This window comes from Paenibacillus sp. GCM10027628 (assembly GCF_042676385.1).
GTDB lineage: Bacteria > Bacillota > Bacilli > Paenibacillales > NBRC-103111 > Paenibacillus_E.
Map to the genome: position 1 here is coordinate 1,036,371 of NZ_JBHTHA010000002.1, position 18,086 is coordinate 1,054,456.

The window sequence follows — 18,086 nt, forward strand, 5'->3', positions numbered from 1 at the left end:
CATAATGGCTTTCATTTTTTCAACGATTTATTCCATGTGTTCTGTATCTCTTGCAAGACCTGTTCCGCATTCAATTGTTTGCCGACGTATTTTTGATAAGTAGATACATAGTCCTGAATATTTGCCATAATGTTAGGCATTTCGTAAAATTTCCAGGCATCGACTTTTCCTTGCTGGATATACTTGTCGATATCCGCTCCCATCGGACCTACATCTTCTTCCGTCACTTTCACTGTTTTTAATGCGGGAATAAATCGGAAATCTTTCGCGATGAACTTCTTACCCGCATCGGAAGTCGCAAACCATGTCAAGAATTGCTTCGCTTCTTCTTTCACTTTCGAATCTTTATTCACAACAAAACTAAATGGAGGACTTACATAAATCCGGTCATTGAACGCCGCATCCTCACTTACCGGCATCGGCAGTACCCCTACTTTCATGCCAGGGTTCATTTTGTCAATCATCGGCTGAATCCAATTACCTTCCTGAATCATTGCCGCTTGTCCGGTAATAAACTGTGTTACGCCATTGTTATAGTCGGTGGTCAGAGGCGTCTTATTGCCGTATTTGAGCGTAAGATCCAGAAGCTTCATAGATCCTTCGAACGATGGATTTCCAACGACCTTGGCTTTGCCGGCCGCCATATCTTGGATAAACTGCGTCCCGCTCGGTTGCTGCTTGGAAACGGCGTTCCCGAGAAATTGTGCGAGGGTCGACAGCTCTTGATAAGGATTAACGAAAGGCATAATTCCGGCAGCCTGCAATTTTTTGGATGCTTCCTCCAATTGCGAAAGCGTTTTCGGCAGTTCTGTTATGCCGGCTTTTGCAAATAGGTCCTTATTGTATAGAAATCCATATCCTTCCAGATTCAGCGGCAGCCCGTAGGTTTTGCCGTCTTTCGTAATCGGTAATTTCGCTACATCGAGAAGGTCGTTAACCCAGCTCTGATCCGACAAATCCTCCAGGTGCTCCTGCCATACGCCCAGCGTGTCATATCCGCCATTGGCAAAAATGTCCGGCAGTTCGCCGCCGGCGAATTTGGCTTTCAAAGCCGCGTCGTAATCGCCGGAAATGACATTGTTGAATTCGAGATGCACGCCGGGATGCGTCTTCTCGTATTCCTCTTTCATCTTGTTAAATTGATCGGCGAGCTCAACTTTAAAATGCATAATTTTCAGCGTAACTTCTTTTTTGGAACCGCTCGCTGCCGTTTTTCCAGCTTCGTTCGTATCCGTTTTTTTCTCCGAACCGCAGCCGGAGGCAATCATTGCAATCGACGTTGCGATTGCTGCCGTTTTCAATAGTGCGTGCTTCATCTCATTTGCAGCCCCTTTTTTTGTGTTCATGTGCTTTCTGTTTATCAGTTTACTTATCCGTTCATCCAGTGAACACTCATTAGAATGACTCAAAGGTGGATAATTATGTCCTTTTCATGTGTAAGGGAACAGACCGTTATCCTTTAACCGCGCCTGCGGAAATGCCCTCTACGATATACCGCTGCAGCAGCAGGAAAAATACCAGAATCGGCATAATGGCCATAACGAGAGCTGCCAGCGCAAGATCCCACTGTTTGGTGTACTGTCCAAACAATGCATTCATCGCCACCTGCAGCGTTTGCAATTGCTTGTCCTGCATCATGAGCATCGGCAGCAGGAAATCGTTCCAGAACCAAAGACTGTTAGAAATAACAATCGTAACCGTCATCGGCATGAGCAGCGGGAACACGATCTTCCAAAAGATCCCGTACGGCGTACAGCCGTCGACGACAGCCGCTTCCTCAATCTCGGCGGGGATCGATTTCACGAACCCATGATACAAAAACACGGAGAACGATACGCCAAGTCCCAAATAACATAATACCAGCCCGCCAAGGCTATTGAGTATATTCAACCATCCGGCTACTTTCATCAGCGGAATCATAATCGCTTGAAAAGGAATGACCATCGCTGCCAAAAATAAGGAGAACAGAGTCCGGTTCAAAGCGTTCGGAGTCCGAACCAGCTTGTACGCCGCCATCGAGGCGATAAGCACCAGACCCAGGTCGCTAAGGACCGTGACGATCAGCGTATTTTTTAACGCATTCGGAAAATGAAGAAACTCCCATGAACGCATATAGTTTGACCAGTGTAAGCTTTGTGGCAGGCTGGCCGAATTTTTCAGCACTTCCGCGAACGTTTTGAGCGAGTTGACCACGACAAAATAGAAAGGTGCGAGAAACAATAACGCTGCTGCAATCATGATGAGCTCGATGATCAGGAGCTGCCATGAATATGTTCTTTTTTCCATTACATCTCCACCTCCTTCTTCTTCGTCACAGCCACCTGGATGGAAGTTACAATCATCACGACAATGAAGAAAATGAACGCCTTTGTTGTTCCGAGGCCATAGTTGTTGTTTTGAAACGCCTCATTATAAATGTTCATCGAGATCGATTCCGACGATCGGAACGGACCGCCTTTGGTTAAAGAGAAATTCAAATCAAACGACTTGAAAGCCCATGAAATCGTTAAAAACAGGCATACCGTAATCGCCGGCATGATCAGTGGGAGAATGATGTGGCGTAAAATCTGCCAGCTCTTGGCCCCGTCTATCTCGGCAGCCTGCAGCAAATCCGCGGGTACATTCGTTAATCCGGCAATATAGATGACCATTAAATAACCGGCTCCTTGCCATATGCTGACGATGACGAGCGCCCAATAGGAGGTGGTTGCCGTCCCCAGCCATTGCAGATTAAAGAATGCAAGGTCCGTCATTTTGCCTAGTGTCGCAAAGCCTTGAACAAAAATAAACTGCCAGATAAAGCCTAATAGCAAGCCTCCCAGTACATTGGGCATAAAGAGCAGTGTACGCAATACATTCCGCGACTTCAGCGGCTTCGATAACAGATACGCAAACGCAAATCCAAGCGCATTGGTAAACACCAGAACCGCTAGCATGTAACGGAACGTAAACCAAAACGAACTGTAAAACTGCTTATCCGCGCTCAAAATTTTCTTATAATTGTCGAGCCCTACCCACGTTACTTGCCCCGAAATGCCGTTCCAGCTCGTAAACGAGTAATAAATGCACAAAACCACCGGAACCGCAATTATGATTGCATAGACCGCCGCTGCCGGTCCGGTAAAAATCAATTGCTGCATCCATGGGGATACCCACCATTTCCTCATTGCTTTCATCCTTTCATGCTGTCGCGCTTTATAGTTGTCATTATAAGACGCGGCTGAAAGCAACTCCACGGACTGCCTTGAGCATTAAGTGGATTTTTCTGACCATCGATGCTATAGTGTTTAAAAAATCGACAGAAAGGTCATCACGATGCGGCTTCTAAAAACTAGCATTCGAAACCGATTGTTTGCCCTGCTTTTGCTATCCACCGTTATCCCAATCTTTACGTCCATCATTATTACTTACTTCTATAACAAAGAGTCTTTAAAAAACAGAACGATTGAAGAAAACAGCTTGATCATCAATGTCGCGAAAACCGACCTGTATGGTTATGTGCAGTCGATCATTAACAACTCCTTGACCATTTACGCGAATCCATTCTTGGACCGCATTTTATCGGAGCAATTGCCGGATTATCAATTAGATTCTTACGTTTTGGCGTCCGCGCAAGCGATCGCGCACCAAACCAAAGATATTGCTCAGGTCTTTCAATATTATTTTATCAATCACCGTGGTTATCTGCTCTATCAGGACAATTTTCTCAGGAAAACCTATGAATTCAACCCGCCTTTTTCAGTAAAACCTTCGCCTTACCAGGTCTATATTGAATCTACGCATCTAAGCGGGGATTACGGAATAGGCCGGATTTCCGAAGTGAAACAGGAGCCTGTATTCACCGTTATTCGGCCTTTGTACAAGGTGCCAAGTACCGAGATGATCGGCTGGCTGGCCATTGACGTCAAGCTGGATGCCCTGCGGTCGCTTGCCTCACAAATGTATAATCAAAAGAAAGAAGACCTGTTCATTTTGGATGAGCATGGAAGCGTTCTCTACGCATCTGACGAGAAGCTTGGCGGGAATCAGCTTGAAGAAGGCTGGGTTGAGCAGATTTTGAACAGCGGAGAGGAAAGCGGCAGTCTAGAATCGAAAAGCTCGGCTTTCAGCGGCATCATGATCTATTCCAAGCTTAAAGTGGCTTCCACCGAATGGACGATCGTGAAGCGCATTCCTTATAATTCTTTGTATCAGCATGCACGGACGCTCACATGGATCAATACGGTAGTAGCCTGTGCATTTCTGTTACTAAGCATTATCGCGATCTATGTCGTTACCATCCGGTTCACTATGCCGATTAAACAGCTCATTCGCCGGATCACGAAAATCGAAAGCGGTCAATTGGACGAGCCGATCGATATTAACCGTGAAGATGAAATCGGCATTCTTGCGCAGCGGTTCCGCATGATGATGCATACGATCAATGACTTGATCTTGCGTGAATATAAGCTGAATCTAGCTAACAAAACGAATCAGTTAAATATGCTGCAGGCCCAAATCAATCCGCATTTTATGAACAATGCGCTGCAATCCATAGGTCATACGGCGCTCGAAAGCGATGCTCCAAATGTATACGCTTTAATATCTACTTTGGGGCAGATGATGCATTATAGTATGGATACGAACCAGACCGTTGTTTCTGTTATGCAGGAACTGGATTACGTCAAGCAGTATTTGTTGCTGCAATCACAGCGGTTTGAGGATAAATTACAAGTTAAATACGACATCGATCCGGCATCATTATCCGTTCAAATTCCGAAGATGATTGTTCAACCCATTGTTGAAAATTTCTTCAAGCACGGTTTTAATCCGCTAGCCGGCGTCGGACAAATTCACCTTCAGACCTTTATTGATGAACATCGACTCGTTCTAATTGTTCGCGATAACGGAACAGGCATTCCGAAAGAGCGCTTACAATTATTGCGGAGCGAAATCGCGCATATCGCGAATGACTCCATTGAACCGCTTGAGGGCATTGGACTTAAAAATGTGATGCTCCGTTTGCAGCTCTACTATGGCGACACCGCCGAATTGGATTTATCCGAATGCGAACCCAGCGGTCTGCAGGTACAGATCGCAATCCCCGTCGAAGGCATCGTAGAAAGGGCATAGACATATGAAAGCACTTATTGTTGATGATGAAAGACATGTTAGAAGCTCCGTCCGCAAACTCATCGATTGGGGGCAAGAGGGCGTTTCAACCATCCTGGAAGCCGAAAGCGGCAGCGAAGCGAAAGCGATCATTCTTAACCAACAGCCTCAGGTTGTAATCACCGACATCATGATGCCTGATCTGACAGGCATTCAGCTCATGGAGTGGCTGGAGACGAATCATCCCACCTGCAAAAAGATTGTCATCAGCGGCTATAACGATTTCGAACTCGTGCGAAATGTGGTGAAATATGGCGGAACAGACTATATTCTCAAGCCGATCGTTCCTGCCCAGCTGTTGGAAGCGATTCGCAAAGCGGTTCGCGAATGGTCTGATGATGAGCGGGAACGGCAGGATTTTATGCGAAAGAGCATCGAAGTGAATGGTTTAAAGCCGCTGTACCAAGATCGTCTGCTTTCCAAGTTCATTGAACATCCCGAGCACAAGGAAGATTTGTTCCGCGAGTTTCCTCAGCTCGCCGATGTCCAGATTTGCCGGGTCGGCGTTACCCAGCTCGAATGGGTCGGCAGCCGGTTTATGAACAAATTTTCCAAAGATATCGACTTGTTGTCCTTTGCAATGACGAATATTTTTAATGAAATTCTTGTCCGCAATGACAGAGGCATTGCTTTTCGCAATTGGAACAGGCACGCGGAGATTGTTATGCTCTTTTGGGGAGAACTGGCTCAAGCGGAACAGCTGTTAACCGAGGTTACCCGAATGATTAAGCTCATGTACAATGTAAATCTGGCTGTCGGACTCGGGGATGCGGCGGCGTTTCCTGACAAGGTACGCGACTCGTATCTCCAGGGGTGTAAAGCGCTGCACTCGCGCAATCTGCTTGCTCCAAGTTCCCTGATCCATGTATTTCAAGCGGATTTCCCGCGCCGATCGCCTTCTCTTCGATTCACTGATTACGCGGATAAAATATGGATGTCAATAAAAACAAAAAATCCGGAGAACATCCGCGAGGCGGTTCAAGAATGGATGAAGCCGCTCTCCGAACTTGACACGATTTCTCTTGAACAGTTCAATCTCTGGCGAGACGGGTTGAATGTGACGATAACCGATTGGTTGACCGAAGCTGAGCATTCTGCCGATCCCCTGCCGGATTTCCCATTACCTTGCGATGAGCTCGGAAATTTTTCTCTCGCCATTTTTCAAGAGGCGCTCTTTGAACGGTTTATTCGGCTTTCCGCTACGGTCACGCCAAATGCCGGCAAAAACAATACGATGCAGGAAATCGCTTTATATATCCAAAATCACTACAATCGCGACATTACCTTGCAGGAAATATCCCGTATATTTTTCTTGAACCGCGATTACATTTCCCGAAGATTCAAGCAAGAATTCGATGAGACGATCGTGAATTATATGAGCAAGATTCGGATCGATAAAGCCAAAAGATTACTGAAACAAGCCGACATGCCGATCGGCGCAATTGCGCAAACCGTAGGTTACGAAGACGAAAAGTATTTCAGCAGAGTGTTTAAAAAATATGAAGGCATGACGCCTAAAGAATTTCGAAATCAATAGGGTCGCTTTCATTGAATATTGATTTGTCAAAAGGCCCCGACCCTGAGGCAGCCTCGTTGTTTAGTTATTAAGTAACTCGCCAAATTCGAGGACGTGTCCAACAGTAGGAATATAGCTTCGAACGATAGGTTCATTGGGTTTGGGCTCGATTAAAAATCGTCATAGCTGAATCTCCTTTTTATTCGATCTTTGTTATGGCCTTTGATTGAGTCGTCGCAAATATACTTGGCATTATACCGACCGTAGCCTTGAAAGACCGGCTAAATAAATAAATGCTTGAAAATCCAGCTTCTTCAGCAATAGTCGTTAATGATTTCTTGCCTTCAATGATTTTTATCTTGGAATGTTCAATTCTTATGTGGGTCAAATATTTATGAATAGTAATTCCAAGCTCTTCTTTAAATAAAAAGGATAAATGATTGGTCGATATACCGACATGTTTACTTATTGAATCATTATCTAATTCAGGGTCCCAAAAACGTTCATTGATATGATTAATCGCGCTTTCTATTATTGCCCAGCTCTTAGTTACTTTTCCTTCTTTTTCTTTACGCTCCGCCTGGCCATTTAAAAACAGAACTAATAATTCCAAACAAATCGATTTCAATATCAACAAATAATTCGTGTTTCGATCCAAAAACTTCTTATACATGATTAAAAATCTTTTCTTTAAATCGATTCGATCCGATAGATGCAAATGGGAAATTGGGGCCATGGAGGCAAACTGCATTTCCTTCTCCACTCTTATTTTTTGCTGCTCTAAGGTTATGCCAGTTTCTTTCCATGCCACTCGTTTTTCATCATAATACAGATCAAAATGGAAAATATATTGAATTAATGGAAGCGTTGAGGTAGAGCGAATGATGTGTGACATAAGTGGATGCATCAGGAGAACGTCGCCTTCTTTCACATGGTATTTAACACCATTCAAAATAAACTCCGCTTCTCCTTGTTCGATATACGTATAAACATGGTCGTAATCCATCCATTCCCCAGCCAGAGAGTAAGATTTAAGAATTTTTACAGATCTTACGAAAGGTGTAATATTATTCATCCATGACTCCATCGAATCACCTCCTGTTAGCCAGTAAGCATCGCCATAAGGGTGAATGCTCTATTCGCAGATAATGGATCTAAATCCCTGCATTCCCTGCGGATCATCCTCCAAGTATAACTGAAGCGTATTCATATTTTCCATATCCCTTCAAACAAACAATTCATTGCGACGGCTGCTTGTGAGATTTCTACCAAAGACTTTAGACCTTCGCGAAACTGCTCCTCCGTCGATCGCTCCAATGCCAGCACGCGTTAATCCTCTCAGCATGATGTTCCCTCCCTATGACCAGTCAAAGAGAACTCCATTGTACTGATCCTTATTATTTTTCAATCCTTCATACGCCTCTTTCGCTTGTTCCGGCTTCAATACATGACTGATTAATGGTTCTATTTGCAGCCGCTTCTGTTTCATGAGCTCGAAAACAATGTTCGAATTTCTCACTAAAGAATGTTTAGCAAACTCGTTAGGTTCAACCGGATAGCGCCATTCGTGAGCTCCCTTAAACGTAATACAACCTTTACCGATAAGATGACAGGATTTGAAAACCTCCGTAACATCTGTATTGTATTCACCGCGGGGAGTACCTAAGAAAATGATCTCTCCGAATTTTGCAATCCAGTCTAGACTTTCTACAGCCACTTTAGATACACCGGATGCCTCAATATGTGTAGATACTCCGACACCTTTAGTGATATCAAAAATTTGTTGTTTTACTGTTCCAGATTCCCCATTAAGAATGAAATTCACACCACAATCTTGAGCAATACGCAGCCGCTCTTTGGATAAGTCAACACCTATAATGTTAGCTCCCTGTAGTTGTGCAAGTTGAGCCGCCATATTCCCAACAAGCCCGAGACCTGTAACGCTTACAAAGTCACCCAGCTCTATTTGGGAAACACGAACAGCTGTAAAAGCTACCGTAGCCATGCGAGTAAATGGCACCCATCTTAAATCCAAGTTTTCTGGAACTTTGAGAAATGTCCCTGTTGTGGGAACAACCTGCAACTCTGAATGATCACCGTAGTGAAAAACAATATCACCCGCCCTAAAATGGTTAACATCATCACCACTTTCAACGATTTCGCTCACGGAAGCATATCCAGGAGTGGTTGGCAGATGGGCCCAACTTTCTTTACCTGATAACATAGCCAGCTCAGTTCCTGGGCTGATTAAGGAATAAATTTTCCTAACTAGAACCTCTTGCTCATTAAGATTTAGTTTAATAAAATCCTCTTCAACAGTATCCACCTGCCATGGACTTTCAAACACGATCTTTCTGTTATTCATGACTTGCACTCCCTTTGTATTATTCTCAAAATTGAGTATAGAAGAATTTATTAAGGGTGTCTTTACTAGAAATAACGATCTTTTATCGAAAAATACGATTTTAAATTTAAGTCGTGGGATGGGGCAACTACGTTGGAAAAGGAAGTAGAACGAAGCCATATATAAGATAAGGAAAGGGCAGGTCGAATGTAACCATTCGTCTGCCCTCTCAATAATCAATTTTTTATTGTTGCATCAAAACCGCTTATTTTATATACCCAGTTATTGATATGCCCTGATGTCCACAAGTGACCACCAACTGGTGGAGCTGCCCGTCAGTGTAACTTTAATGTACTGCGCTTGGATGATGGGGAAATTCACCGGAGACTCAAATTCCTCTTGCTAGCAAGAATTTAATAGGTCCGGACGATCGTTCGTGGTGCTGGTGCAAAAACGAACGAACCCAATGCTTGGATTTAATATCGCATATGGTCAAAAAGGGGCGGTTCGAATGTAATCATTCGCCGCCCCTTATTGTCGTTCAACTTAGCTTTTTTCGCCATCCTTCAATTTAGTCGTCGAGCTCAATTAAATATCTTAAGCGCATCAAGAAGCATATAAGTTCCGGATTTTTTCACGCCCTTGAAAGTATGAGAACCACTGGACAGCCCGGATATGCTGTACACCGTTTGTTGGGCTAATCTGGTCGCGTTATAGGCGCTCACGGTTTGTTTAAACACGTTATCCACGTAGATATCGATATCACCTCCTGAGGGATCTTTCTCCGTTATGAAGTCAATTCCCGTTCCCGTAAACGTATACTGAAAAGAATCGTTGTTCGTTTGGGTCCATTGCACATCATCGTTGTAATCTCCAAAACCTCTGCCGCTGCTGTACCACCAAGTGCCTGTATAGATGATGCCGCCCGCATTATTGTTTAGCATTTGATACCCTTTATAAACCTTAAAGGAATCGACAATTCCATATGAATTGGTTTTGTTAACAATTTTGATTGTATGGCTTCCATTGGACAGGCCGCTAATGCTATATACCACTTGCTTGAGCAATCTCGACCCATTATATAGATTTACATTTTGCTTCAATACATTGTCGATATAAACATCTACGTTGCCCATGTCCGAATTCTTCTCGCTTAAGTAATCAATCCCTGTGCCTGTAAACGTATATTGTGCAACGGCTCCAATCACATTGGAATAATGTACATCATTATTATAATCGCCGAGATTCCTATCTTTTTGATAGCTCCAGCCGCTGTCGTAACTAATGGAAGCATCGTCGTCATTCACTGTTGTAATACCGCTTCCGTTCCCAACTGTCATATGAATTCTAAAATAACGTTCTCCTCCGCCTGACGTATGAAAGTCCCTTGGATAGAAGATGTAAAAATCATTGCCAACTGTAGAATTATCATCTGATGTACCGTTGGAAAGACTCATAAAGGTCGAATACGGCATGCGGAAATCCGTGCCGCTCTGAGCAGCGTCAATGACTGTCTCTTCACCCCAATTTAATCCATCGGTAGACGAGTATAACAACAGCCTGCTGCCACCTTCATCATTCACAGTAATCAGATATTTGCCAAGTCCAGGGACATAAGCGGCATCTGAGTGGAAATCCCGGAGATTATGACCTGCATAGTAGTCCAATCCAACATTTGAAATCGTTCCCCCAGGGATGATATTCGAGCCCGTTCCACCCATTGCCGGTTCAGTCCAAGTACCGTTATTGTACTTATAAAAAGGTGTTATCGTATTGCTATCAATAGCGGTTTTAATCGTGGCTAGTGATGCTTTGGCGACACTCATTCTTTTTTCAGTACCTGTTTGTTCATTGTAATAAATATATAGATCGCTACCCACTACCAAAAAAGGAACTCCGGCAACATTACCGGCAGCCGAATTCACTCCGTTAGTAACAGGTTCTTTATAATTAACATGCGGACTAAGAACGTCACCTAGATATTTCCAATTCATACCATTGTCAGTTGACTTTGCCAAGCCAAGATAGAAGCAATCATTCGCTGAATTGGACCAATATCTTTCTCTATGGACAAGTCCTAGCAATGTACCATCGGCATATTTATATACACCAGATATCCAGGTCAAACCGTCCCACCCATTATGATCCATGCTCACGTTGCCGACAAAATTCTGGAAAGGGTTGCTTGGCGGCCCGTAATACAGCTTGAAAGCATCCCATTTGGCATTCAAAACATACAAATTATTGGCGTCTTTTTTCCATGTTCCTAACGAAGCATCCATATATGGATTAACTGTAGCATTCTGATCTGTCGACGCATTGTTAATGAACTCGGGTCCGTCAAAGGTGAGTCCTGCTACAGCAGCGCTTGCAGGTTTACTAATCAGCCATATAGACAAGAAGCATACCGCTGCTATCAATAAAGACTTGCCCCAAATTGAAAATCCCTTCTTTTGATCATGAATTGTGGTTAGCATTATCACAAGCTCCTTTCAAATTGTAGTATCTTCCCATCTCAACTTTTGAATTTTCCGTCTTAATGATTCACTCTCAGAGAATCTAAAATGAGATACGTTCCTGTTTTCTTCACAGCTTTCAAGATATGTGATGTATTGGAAAGTCCAGAAATGCTGTAAACCATTTGTTGTGGTAATCTGGTCGCGTTATAGGCGCTCACGGTTTGTTTAAATACGTTATCCACGTAGATATCGATATCACCTTCCGAGGGATCCTTTTCCGTTATGAAATCAATTCCCGTTCCCGTAAATGTATACTGAAAAAAATCGTTGTTCGTTTGCGTCCAGTGCACGTCATCGTTGTAATCCCCAAAACCTCTGCCGCTGCTGAGATTCCAAGCTCCCGTATAAGTGATTCCGGGGTCCGTATCGTTATACTGAATCTTGGTGCCGCCGGTAAAGCTCAATTTATCTAACAACATATAAGTTCCGGACTTTTTCACGCCCTTGATCGTATGAGAACCGCTGGACAGCCCGGAAATGCTAAACACTGTTTGTTGGGGTAATCTGGTCGCGTTATAGGCGCTCACGGTTTGTTTAAACACGTTATCTACGTAGATATCGATATCGCCTTCTGAGGGATCCTTTTCCGTTATGAAGTCAATTCCCGTTCCCGTAAACGTATACTGAAAAGAATCGTTGTTCGTTTGGGTCCAGTGCACATCATCGTTGTAATCCCCAAAGCCTCTGCCGCTGCTGAGATTCCAAGCTCCCGTATAAGTAATACCTGCGTCCGTATCGTTGACTTGAATTGGAGCCGCTACGGTGAAGCTCNCCGTATAAGTAATACCTGCGTCCGTATCGTTGACTTGAATTGGAGCCGCTACGGTGAAGCTCAACTTATCGAGCAGCATATAGGTTCCTGACTTTTTCACCCCCTTGATGGTATGCGAGCCATTGGACAATCCAGTAATGCTGTACACCTTTTGTTGAGCTAATCGACTGGCGTTATAAGTACTCACCGTTTGTTTAAACACACCATCCACGTAAATATCGATATCGCCCTGCGAGGAGTCTTTTTCCGTAATCACGTCAACGCCCGTTCCCTTAAACGTATATTCAAAGCTATCGTTATTCGTCTGGGTGTAATGGACGTCATCCTTATAATCACCCAAGCCCCTGTTGTAACTTCGCTGCCAAGCTCCCGTATATTTAACCCCGGTATCGTCATCATTAGCAGTAACAGAACCACCACTAGCTACGACTCTAAGCAATCGCGAAGCATGCGGAGCCAAGCTGGTTGAACTGAAGCTCGAGTTAAAGGTGCCAAGATCCGTATGGGTCCAAAGATCTCTTACGGATGCTGAGCCGTTCAGTCCAATGTCGCTCCAATTGACCGTGACTGTCGCCGCAGAGCTTCCCAGGTTAAATAGTCCAACCGTGTAGCTGCCATCACCATTATTGGCATACCAAACCTGCTGGTTAGTCGTAGTAACTGTTCCGACAGGCTGTGCTGGATGACCCGCTTGGTCAACAGCAATCACCTCATCATTGGTCAATAATCCAAGGTCAAAGCTGTCCAAATTGGTTAAATCACTGCCTAGGTATAATTGTGCGGATGATATCGCCCAAAATGTCATGGCCGACTGACGTTCATCCTGCGTCAACCCATCCATTGCACCATTACCAACATCCAAGGAATCAAAATCATTCCATCCCCCCGGACCTGCATCTCTCCACCATGACACCGCATCCGGAAAACGCTGGACGACGCTACTCCAATTTGTTAAGGAAACTCCCGCACAATAACATTCGACATCCCATTGGACGCGCCAGCCGTTTGCATACTTCTTCCAAGTATCTACATAATTATGATCCAACGCCCAAGAAAGCTCGAACCATATATTATGAGGCGCCAATGCGGCTGCCCAGGCCGCCACGTCGCCACGTGCATCAATGGAAGTGTCATTATGTCCGGAACCGGGCGTTACGCTGTCGAACTTAATAAAATCGACTCCCCAAGAGGCAATTTGGTCGGCAACGGAGTTGATATAGCTCTGCGCGCACGGTTTGGAGAAATCAATTTTATAATTTAGATTCCAATAATCCGCGGTTGTTAAGGGCTGAACCGCAATGTCTTGCGTATGGCAGGTGGTTCCGTATATCGGATAATTGCCGTTGTAGGTGTCTTTTGATATCCCAGGGATCATATAGAGGCCGAGCTTCTGACCGTTATTGTGAACATAGTTGACCAAATCCGTAATTCCGTTCGGGTATAATGTTGTGCTCGGTACTGGACGCCCATAACCATCTAAGCCCCCACTCCATCCTGCATCGATATTGATATAATTATAGCCATGAGATTGAAGTGTCGTATGCATAGCATCGGATTCAGCTTTAATTTGTGCGGCGGTAATCCAGCTTTGATTGTTCGTATAAACTTGCATACTGTAGCTGCTCCAGCCCATATAAGGCTTTTGGGCAAGACCATTATTGGAAGCGTTTGCATTTTGGTTGTTTGAAACAAAAACTGCTGCTAATGCGAGTATGAAAATTGCGATTAGACGCCCCAACTTTATTGGATTCAACCTGTAAACCATTTTCATTCATCCTCCTTTTGCTAGGCGTGCTCATTGAGCAAGCGCCCTATCGAAACGAAACGATAAGGCGCTTGCTTGAGATCATTGTTATGTGTTTGCCATCGTTTTACTTCTTACTAAAGGTTGAAGAGTCGTACGATTTTTGCATAATATCCAAATAACTTTTCAAATCCAGACCATCGAAGCCTTTCACGTAAGCGTCCCAGTCTTTATCCAGGTTTTTGTTGCCTGTAATAAATTGAAGTGAGCTTTGGTTGACGTAGTTGGTGATATTCGTCTGCAGCATGCTGGCCTGATCCGCAGTATTCGGGTCGATCCACAGTGCCCAGTACGGGAATACTTGCTTCGGTTGTTTGTTGTCGTAATTGTTTTTGGTCGCTTCGAACAATCTGCGCTCGTAGGCCTTGTCGCTATAAATATCAGTTGACTGCACCAATGAACCTCGGAACTTACTGTCCGATAAGTATTGTCCCAAGGAGATCCAATTGTTGTTGAGGTTTTTTTCGCCGGCTTTTAGCGGAATCGGAGCATAAAGCGGCTGCATCGAATCGTCCAGCGCCTTTTCTCCAGCCTGCGGCTTGCGCCAGTCGACATTTTCTAAGCCGACTTGGGACGCGAGCTGACCGTCTATCGTGTACATATAATCCAGCGCCTTGATGGCGGCGATTTGCGCTTCATTGCTCGCTTTATTCGTTAGGACAAACGATGTGCCCGGATTGCCCGCATAGCTGAATGTAGAATAAGAGACGTTGCTCGGTCCGGCAATTGGCGGAATTGAGTCGTAATCCTTGGAAAACCGATTTCCGTCCGCAATATCGACGAAGATCGCGGGATGCATGCCTGCACCTGCGCCCAAAATTTGCACGTCTTTATTCTCGCCGATCTTTTTGAACGAGTCGGCGTTTTGCGTGAAGGCACCCGGGTCGATAAGCCCCTCGTCGTACAGCGACTTGATATACTTCAGTCCTTCTCTCCATTCCGGCTTGTTGGCTGCAATGTCCACTTTGCCGTTATTCAGGTTCAAGTAGGTGTGGTCATCGTCGTAAATGAAGGCATTCATCAGAAATGGAACAACGTGCACGCCATACGTTTCAATGGAACCGGTGAGCGGAATTTCGTCCGCCTTGCCGTTGCCGTTCGGGTCTTTCGTCTTGAACGCCTCCAGCATTTTCTTGAAATCGTCAGTAGTTTTCGGCGTTGTAATGTTGAGCTTCTTCATCCATGTGCTGTTCACCCACAGCTTGTTGGGGAACGAGCAGTGATAACAAGCGGCAAACTGACCAAGACCGTAGATCTTGCCATCAGGAGCAGTATTCATCGCTTTGTAGTCGGGGTAGGTGTCAAGCGTTTTCTTGATGTTCGGAGCGTACTTGTCAATTAAATCGTTCAGTGGAAGGAATACGCCCTGCTGGCCGTAGCGAAGCAAATCGCTTTGAGTGAAATGATCGATATAAGGAACAAGCAAGAACATATCCGGGTAGTCTCCGCTGGCCAGCGAGATCTGTCTTTTCTCCGGCGCGCCGTCAAAAGGTACCGTTGTCCAGTTGAACTTGATATTAAACTTTTGCTCCAGTTGCTTGGAAAACCAACTTGTAGCCAAATCCTGGTTGCTAGATGTGTCTTGGTCCGCAAATACCTTGATGGTGACCGGATTGGAAGTTGTTGGCTGTGCATTGTTTCCTGGGGTAGCAGTGGCAGTGGCAGTGTCGCTGCCGCCCGTACTGCTGGTGTTGGAGCAGCCCGCCAAAACCGTGCTGATGGCAAGCGCGCAGATCGTTGCCGTTAACCATGTTCTCTTCAACATATAACCTCTCCCTTTTTTAAGAATTTTTAAGATGAGTCCGAATTTTGAGTCGGCCAGCCTACATAGGCATCCCTCCTTTCCTTGATGGTCGCTCTTGCGGTCCACTACCCTTTGACGGAACCGATCAGCATCCCCTGCACGAAGTAGCGCTGAACAAACGGATAAATGAGAAGCACCGGCAAACTCGATATGACGATGATCGAATATTTCATCAGGCTCAGCAACTGCTGCTTCTCTGCTATTTGCCCCGAGTCCAACGTGCCGGTATTCGCGTTTAGAATTAAAATCGATCTGAGAAACAGCTGCAGAGGAAACAGCTTGTCGGATTTCAGATAGATAAGGGCATCGAAATAAGAATTCCATTGGCCTACGGCATACATCAAGGCTAATACAGCGAGAATCGGCTTGGACAGCGGGAGCACGATGCTCAGCACAAAACGGATATCGCTGCAACCGTCGATCTCGCTGGCTTCCGCAAGCTCATCGGGAATCGATGTGGAGAAGAAGGTGCGGGCGATGATAACCTGCCACACCCAGATGGCGTTGGGAAGCAGCAGCGCCCAGCGCGTATCGATCAAGCCGACGGCTTTCACTACCATATAAGTCGGAATCAGTCCGCCCGAGAACAACATCGTAAATACGATGAACACCATCAGCCCGCTGCGACCGAAAAGCGTTTTGCGGGATAAAGGAAAAGCGATCATCGTGGTCAAGATGACGCTGATTGCCGTACCGCAAATCGTATAGAATAACGAATTCGCGAAACCGGTTACAATCTGACTGCTAAGAAAAGCTGCTTTGTAGCCGATCAGAGTCGCTTCGACCGGCCAAAGCCATACGCGGCCTCCCGATACAGCGGAAGGGCTGCTGAACGAAGAGCTCACGATAAAAATAAGCGGATATAACGTAAAAACCAATACAATCGTCAAGACCAGGTAAATAACTCCAAGAAACAACCGGTCTCCGAGCGATTCGCGGACGGTTTGCTTCATGCTTGCCATTGCGGTAGCTCCTTTCTGTGCGGTACCTTTACCAAAGACTGTTGTTGGATAGCCGTTTGGCAATCGTGTTGACCAGAACAAGTAATATCAAATTGATGCAGGAATTGAATAATCCGACCGCCGTCGCAAAGCTGTAGTTGGCATTCAACAATCCGATTTTGTACACGTAGGTGGAGATGATCTCGGAAGTTGTCGTATTGAGCGGATTTTGCAATAAATAGACTTTTTCGAAGCCGATCGCCATGATATTGCCAACGTTCAGAATCAGAATGATGACCGCTGCAGGCAGGATGCCCGGAACATCCACGTTCCATATTTTCTGGATGCGCGAGGCGCCGTCGACTTTGGCCGCTTCATAGAGAGAAGGATCAACCCCGGACAGAGCCGCCAAATAAATAACGGCAGAATAGCCGGCGGTCTGCCACACATCGGACCAAACGTAGATCGACCGGAACAAGCCCGGATCGCCCAGAAAATTGATGGAACCGATCCCGAAAATACCGATAATTTTATTAACGAGGCCCAGTTTTGGCGAAAGGAAGAGCATGATAATGGAAACCATGACCACGGTGGAAATAAAATAAGGCGCATAAGTCACCATCTGGAGGGTGCGCTTGAAGCGGCGGTTCTTTACTTCGTTCAGCGCAAGTGCAAGAAGGATCGGAATCGGAAAGCCGACGGCCAGCAAATATAAGGACACAAACAGCGTGTTCTTCAGTAACGTCTTGAACACCGGATTATGAAAGAATAAATTGAAATACTTCATTCCGACCCATGGACTGCCCCAAATTCCTTTCATCACATTGTAGTCCTTAAAGGCCAGCACCGCATTCAGCATCGGAATATATTTGAAAATAACAAAATAAAGGACCGGCGGAACAAGGAGCAGGTAAAGCTGCCAATGCTTTCTGAAGCTTTTGCCCGCGCTCGTTCCGAATGCAGACCATGTTCCCTTCGCCTTTCTCCGCTCTTGTTTCGCGGTTATTACCGTTTCCAAATCAATTCCCCCTTATGTCATGAATTTCCAAGCTTTTTGATTTCTCGTTTCGAACGACGAATGACAGCGCTTTCCGTAAAACTGATTCTAAGTGAAAACGGTGCCTGCCGTAAGGTACAATTTCTCCTTTTGCGTACAAATCCACCGTATTTACAGGGGACAATTTTCAGCGGACGGCCTTTCCTGCCACATCGGTCCGTTAAACCTCAACGAACCG

Annotated in this window: 12 protein-coding genes; 2 read left to right on the forward strand and 10 right to left on the reverse strand. The window is 45.2% G+C overall.

Annotated features, from left to right (window positions below; genetic code table 11):
- Nucleotides 1-11 precede the first annotated feature (11 nt).
- The 3 genes from ACFQZT_RS05530 to ACFQZT_RS05540 all read right to left on the reverse strand — a co-directional run bounded on the left by ACFQZT_RS05530 (nucleotide 12) and on the right by ACFQZT_RS05540 (nucleotide 3,167).
- Entirely contained in the window at nucleotides 12-1,316 is a 1,305-nt protein-coding gene (locus tag ACFQZT_RS05530) for an ABC transporter substrate-binding protein (protein ID WP_379297349.1), read from the reverse strand.
- A 136-nt stretch (nucleotides 1,317-1,452) separates the two neighbouring features.
- A complete protein-coding gene (locus ACFQZT_RS05535) occupies nucleotides 1,453-2,286 on the reverse strand; it encodes a carbohydrate ABC transporter permease (protein ID WP_379297351.1) in 834 nt (277 codons plus the stop codon).
- Nucleotides 2,286-3,167 (reverse strand): carbohydrate ABC transporter permease, encoded by an 882-nt coding sequence (locus tag ACFQZT_RS05540; RefSeq protein WP_379297353.1) that lies wholly within the window; start codon nucleotides 3,165-3,167, stop codon nucleotides 2,286-2,288. The genes ACFQZT_RS05535 and ACFQZT_RS05540 overlap by 1 nt, the downstream gene beginning before the upstream one ends.
- Before the next feature lie 148 nt (nucleotides 3,168-3,315).
- On the opposite strand from ACFQZT_RS05540, the gene ACFQZT_RS05545 reads away from it, so the two are divergent.
- The gene (locus tag ACFQZT_RS05545) at nucleotides 3,316-5,112 is read left to right on the forward strand and encodes a sensor histidine kinase (RefSeq protein ID WP_379297355.1); all 1,797 of its coding nucleotides are present in this window, start codon (nucleotides 3,316-3,318) and stop codon (nucleotides 5,110-5,112) included.
- Nucleotides 5,113-5,116: 4 nt separating this feature from the next.
- Nucleotides 5,117-6,688, forward strand: coding sequence for a response regulator transcription factor (locus ACFQZT_RS05550; protein ID WP_379297357.1), 1,572 nt, complete (start codon nucleotides 5,117-5,119; stop codon nucleotides 6,686-6,688).
- A 178-nt stretch (nucleotides 6,689-6,866) separates the two neighbouring features.
- Here ACFQZT_RS05550 and ACFQZT_RS05555 read toward each other — a convergent pair whose 3' ends face one another.
- From ACFQZT_RS05555 to ACFQZT_RS05585, 7 genes are all read right to left on the reverse strand, one after another.
- The gene (locus ACFQZT_RS05555; RefSeq protein WP_379297359.1) at nucleotides 6,867-7,754 is read right to left on the reverse strand and encodes an AraC family transcriptional regulator; all 888 of its coding nucleotides are present in this window, start codon (nucleotides 7,752-7,754) and stop codon (nucleotides 6,867-6,869) included.
- 270 nt (nucleotides 7,755-8,024) lie between these two features.
- Complete coding sequence (locus ACFQZT_RS05560; protein ID WP_379297361.1) at nucleotides 8,025-9,032, reverse strand: zinc-dependent alcohol dehydrogenase; 1,008 nt, start codon at nucleotides 9,030-9,032, stop codon at nucleotides 8,025-8,027.
- A gap of 563 nt (nucleotides 9,033-9,595) precedes the next feature.
- A complete protein-coding gene (locus tag ACFQZT_RS05565; RefSeq protein WP_379297363.1) occupies nucleotides 9,596-11,488 on the reverse strand; it encodes a hypothetical protein in 1,893 nt (630 codons plus the stop codon).
- Nucleotides 11,489-11,547: 59 nt separating this feature from the next.
- Nucleotides 11,548-14,073 carry a glycoside hydrolase family 27 protein gene (locus ACFQZT_RS05570; protein WP_379297365.1) on the reverse strand — a complete coding sequence of 842 codons (2,526 nt, stop codon included), beginning with the start codon at nucleotides 14,071-14,073 and terminating at the stop codon, nucleotides 11,548-11,550.
- Between the two features lie 100 nt (nucleotides 14,074-14,173).
- On the reverse strand, nucleotides 14,174-15,871 hold the full coding sequence (locus ACFQZT_RS05575) for an extracellular solute-binding protein (RefSeq protein WP_379297367.1): 1,698 nt from the start codon (nucleotides 15,869-15,871) through the stop codon (nucleotides 14,174-14,176).
- A gap of 104 nt (nucleotides 15,872-15,975) precedes the next feature.
- Entirely contained in the window at nucleotides 15,976-16,872 is an 897-nt protein-coding gene (locus ACFQZT_RS05580) for a carbohydrate ABC transporter permease (RefSeq protein WP_379297369.1), read from the reverse strand.
- Nucleotides 16,873-16,900: 28 nt separating this feature from the next.
- Nucleotides 16,901-17,710: an ABC transporter permease gene (locus tag ACFQZT_RS05585; RefSeq protein ID WP_379297977.1), complete on the reverse strand. Its 810-nt coding sequence runs from the start codon at nucleotides 17,708-17,710 to the stop codon at nucleotides 16,901-16,903.
- Between the last annotated feature and the right edge of the window lie 376 nt (nucleotides 17,711-18,086).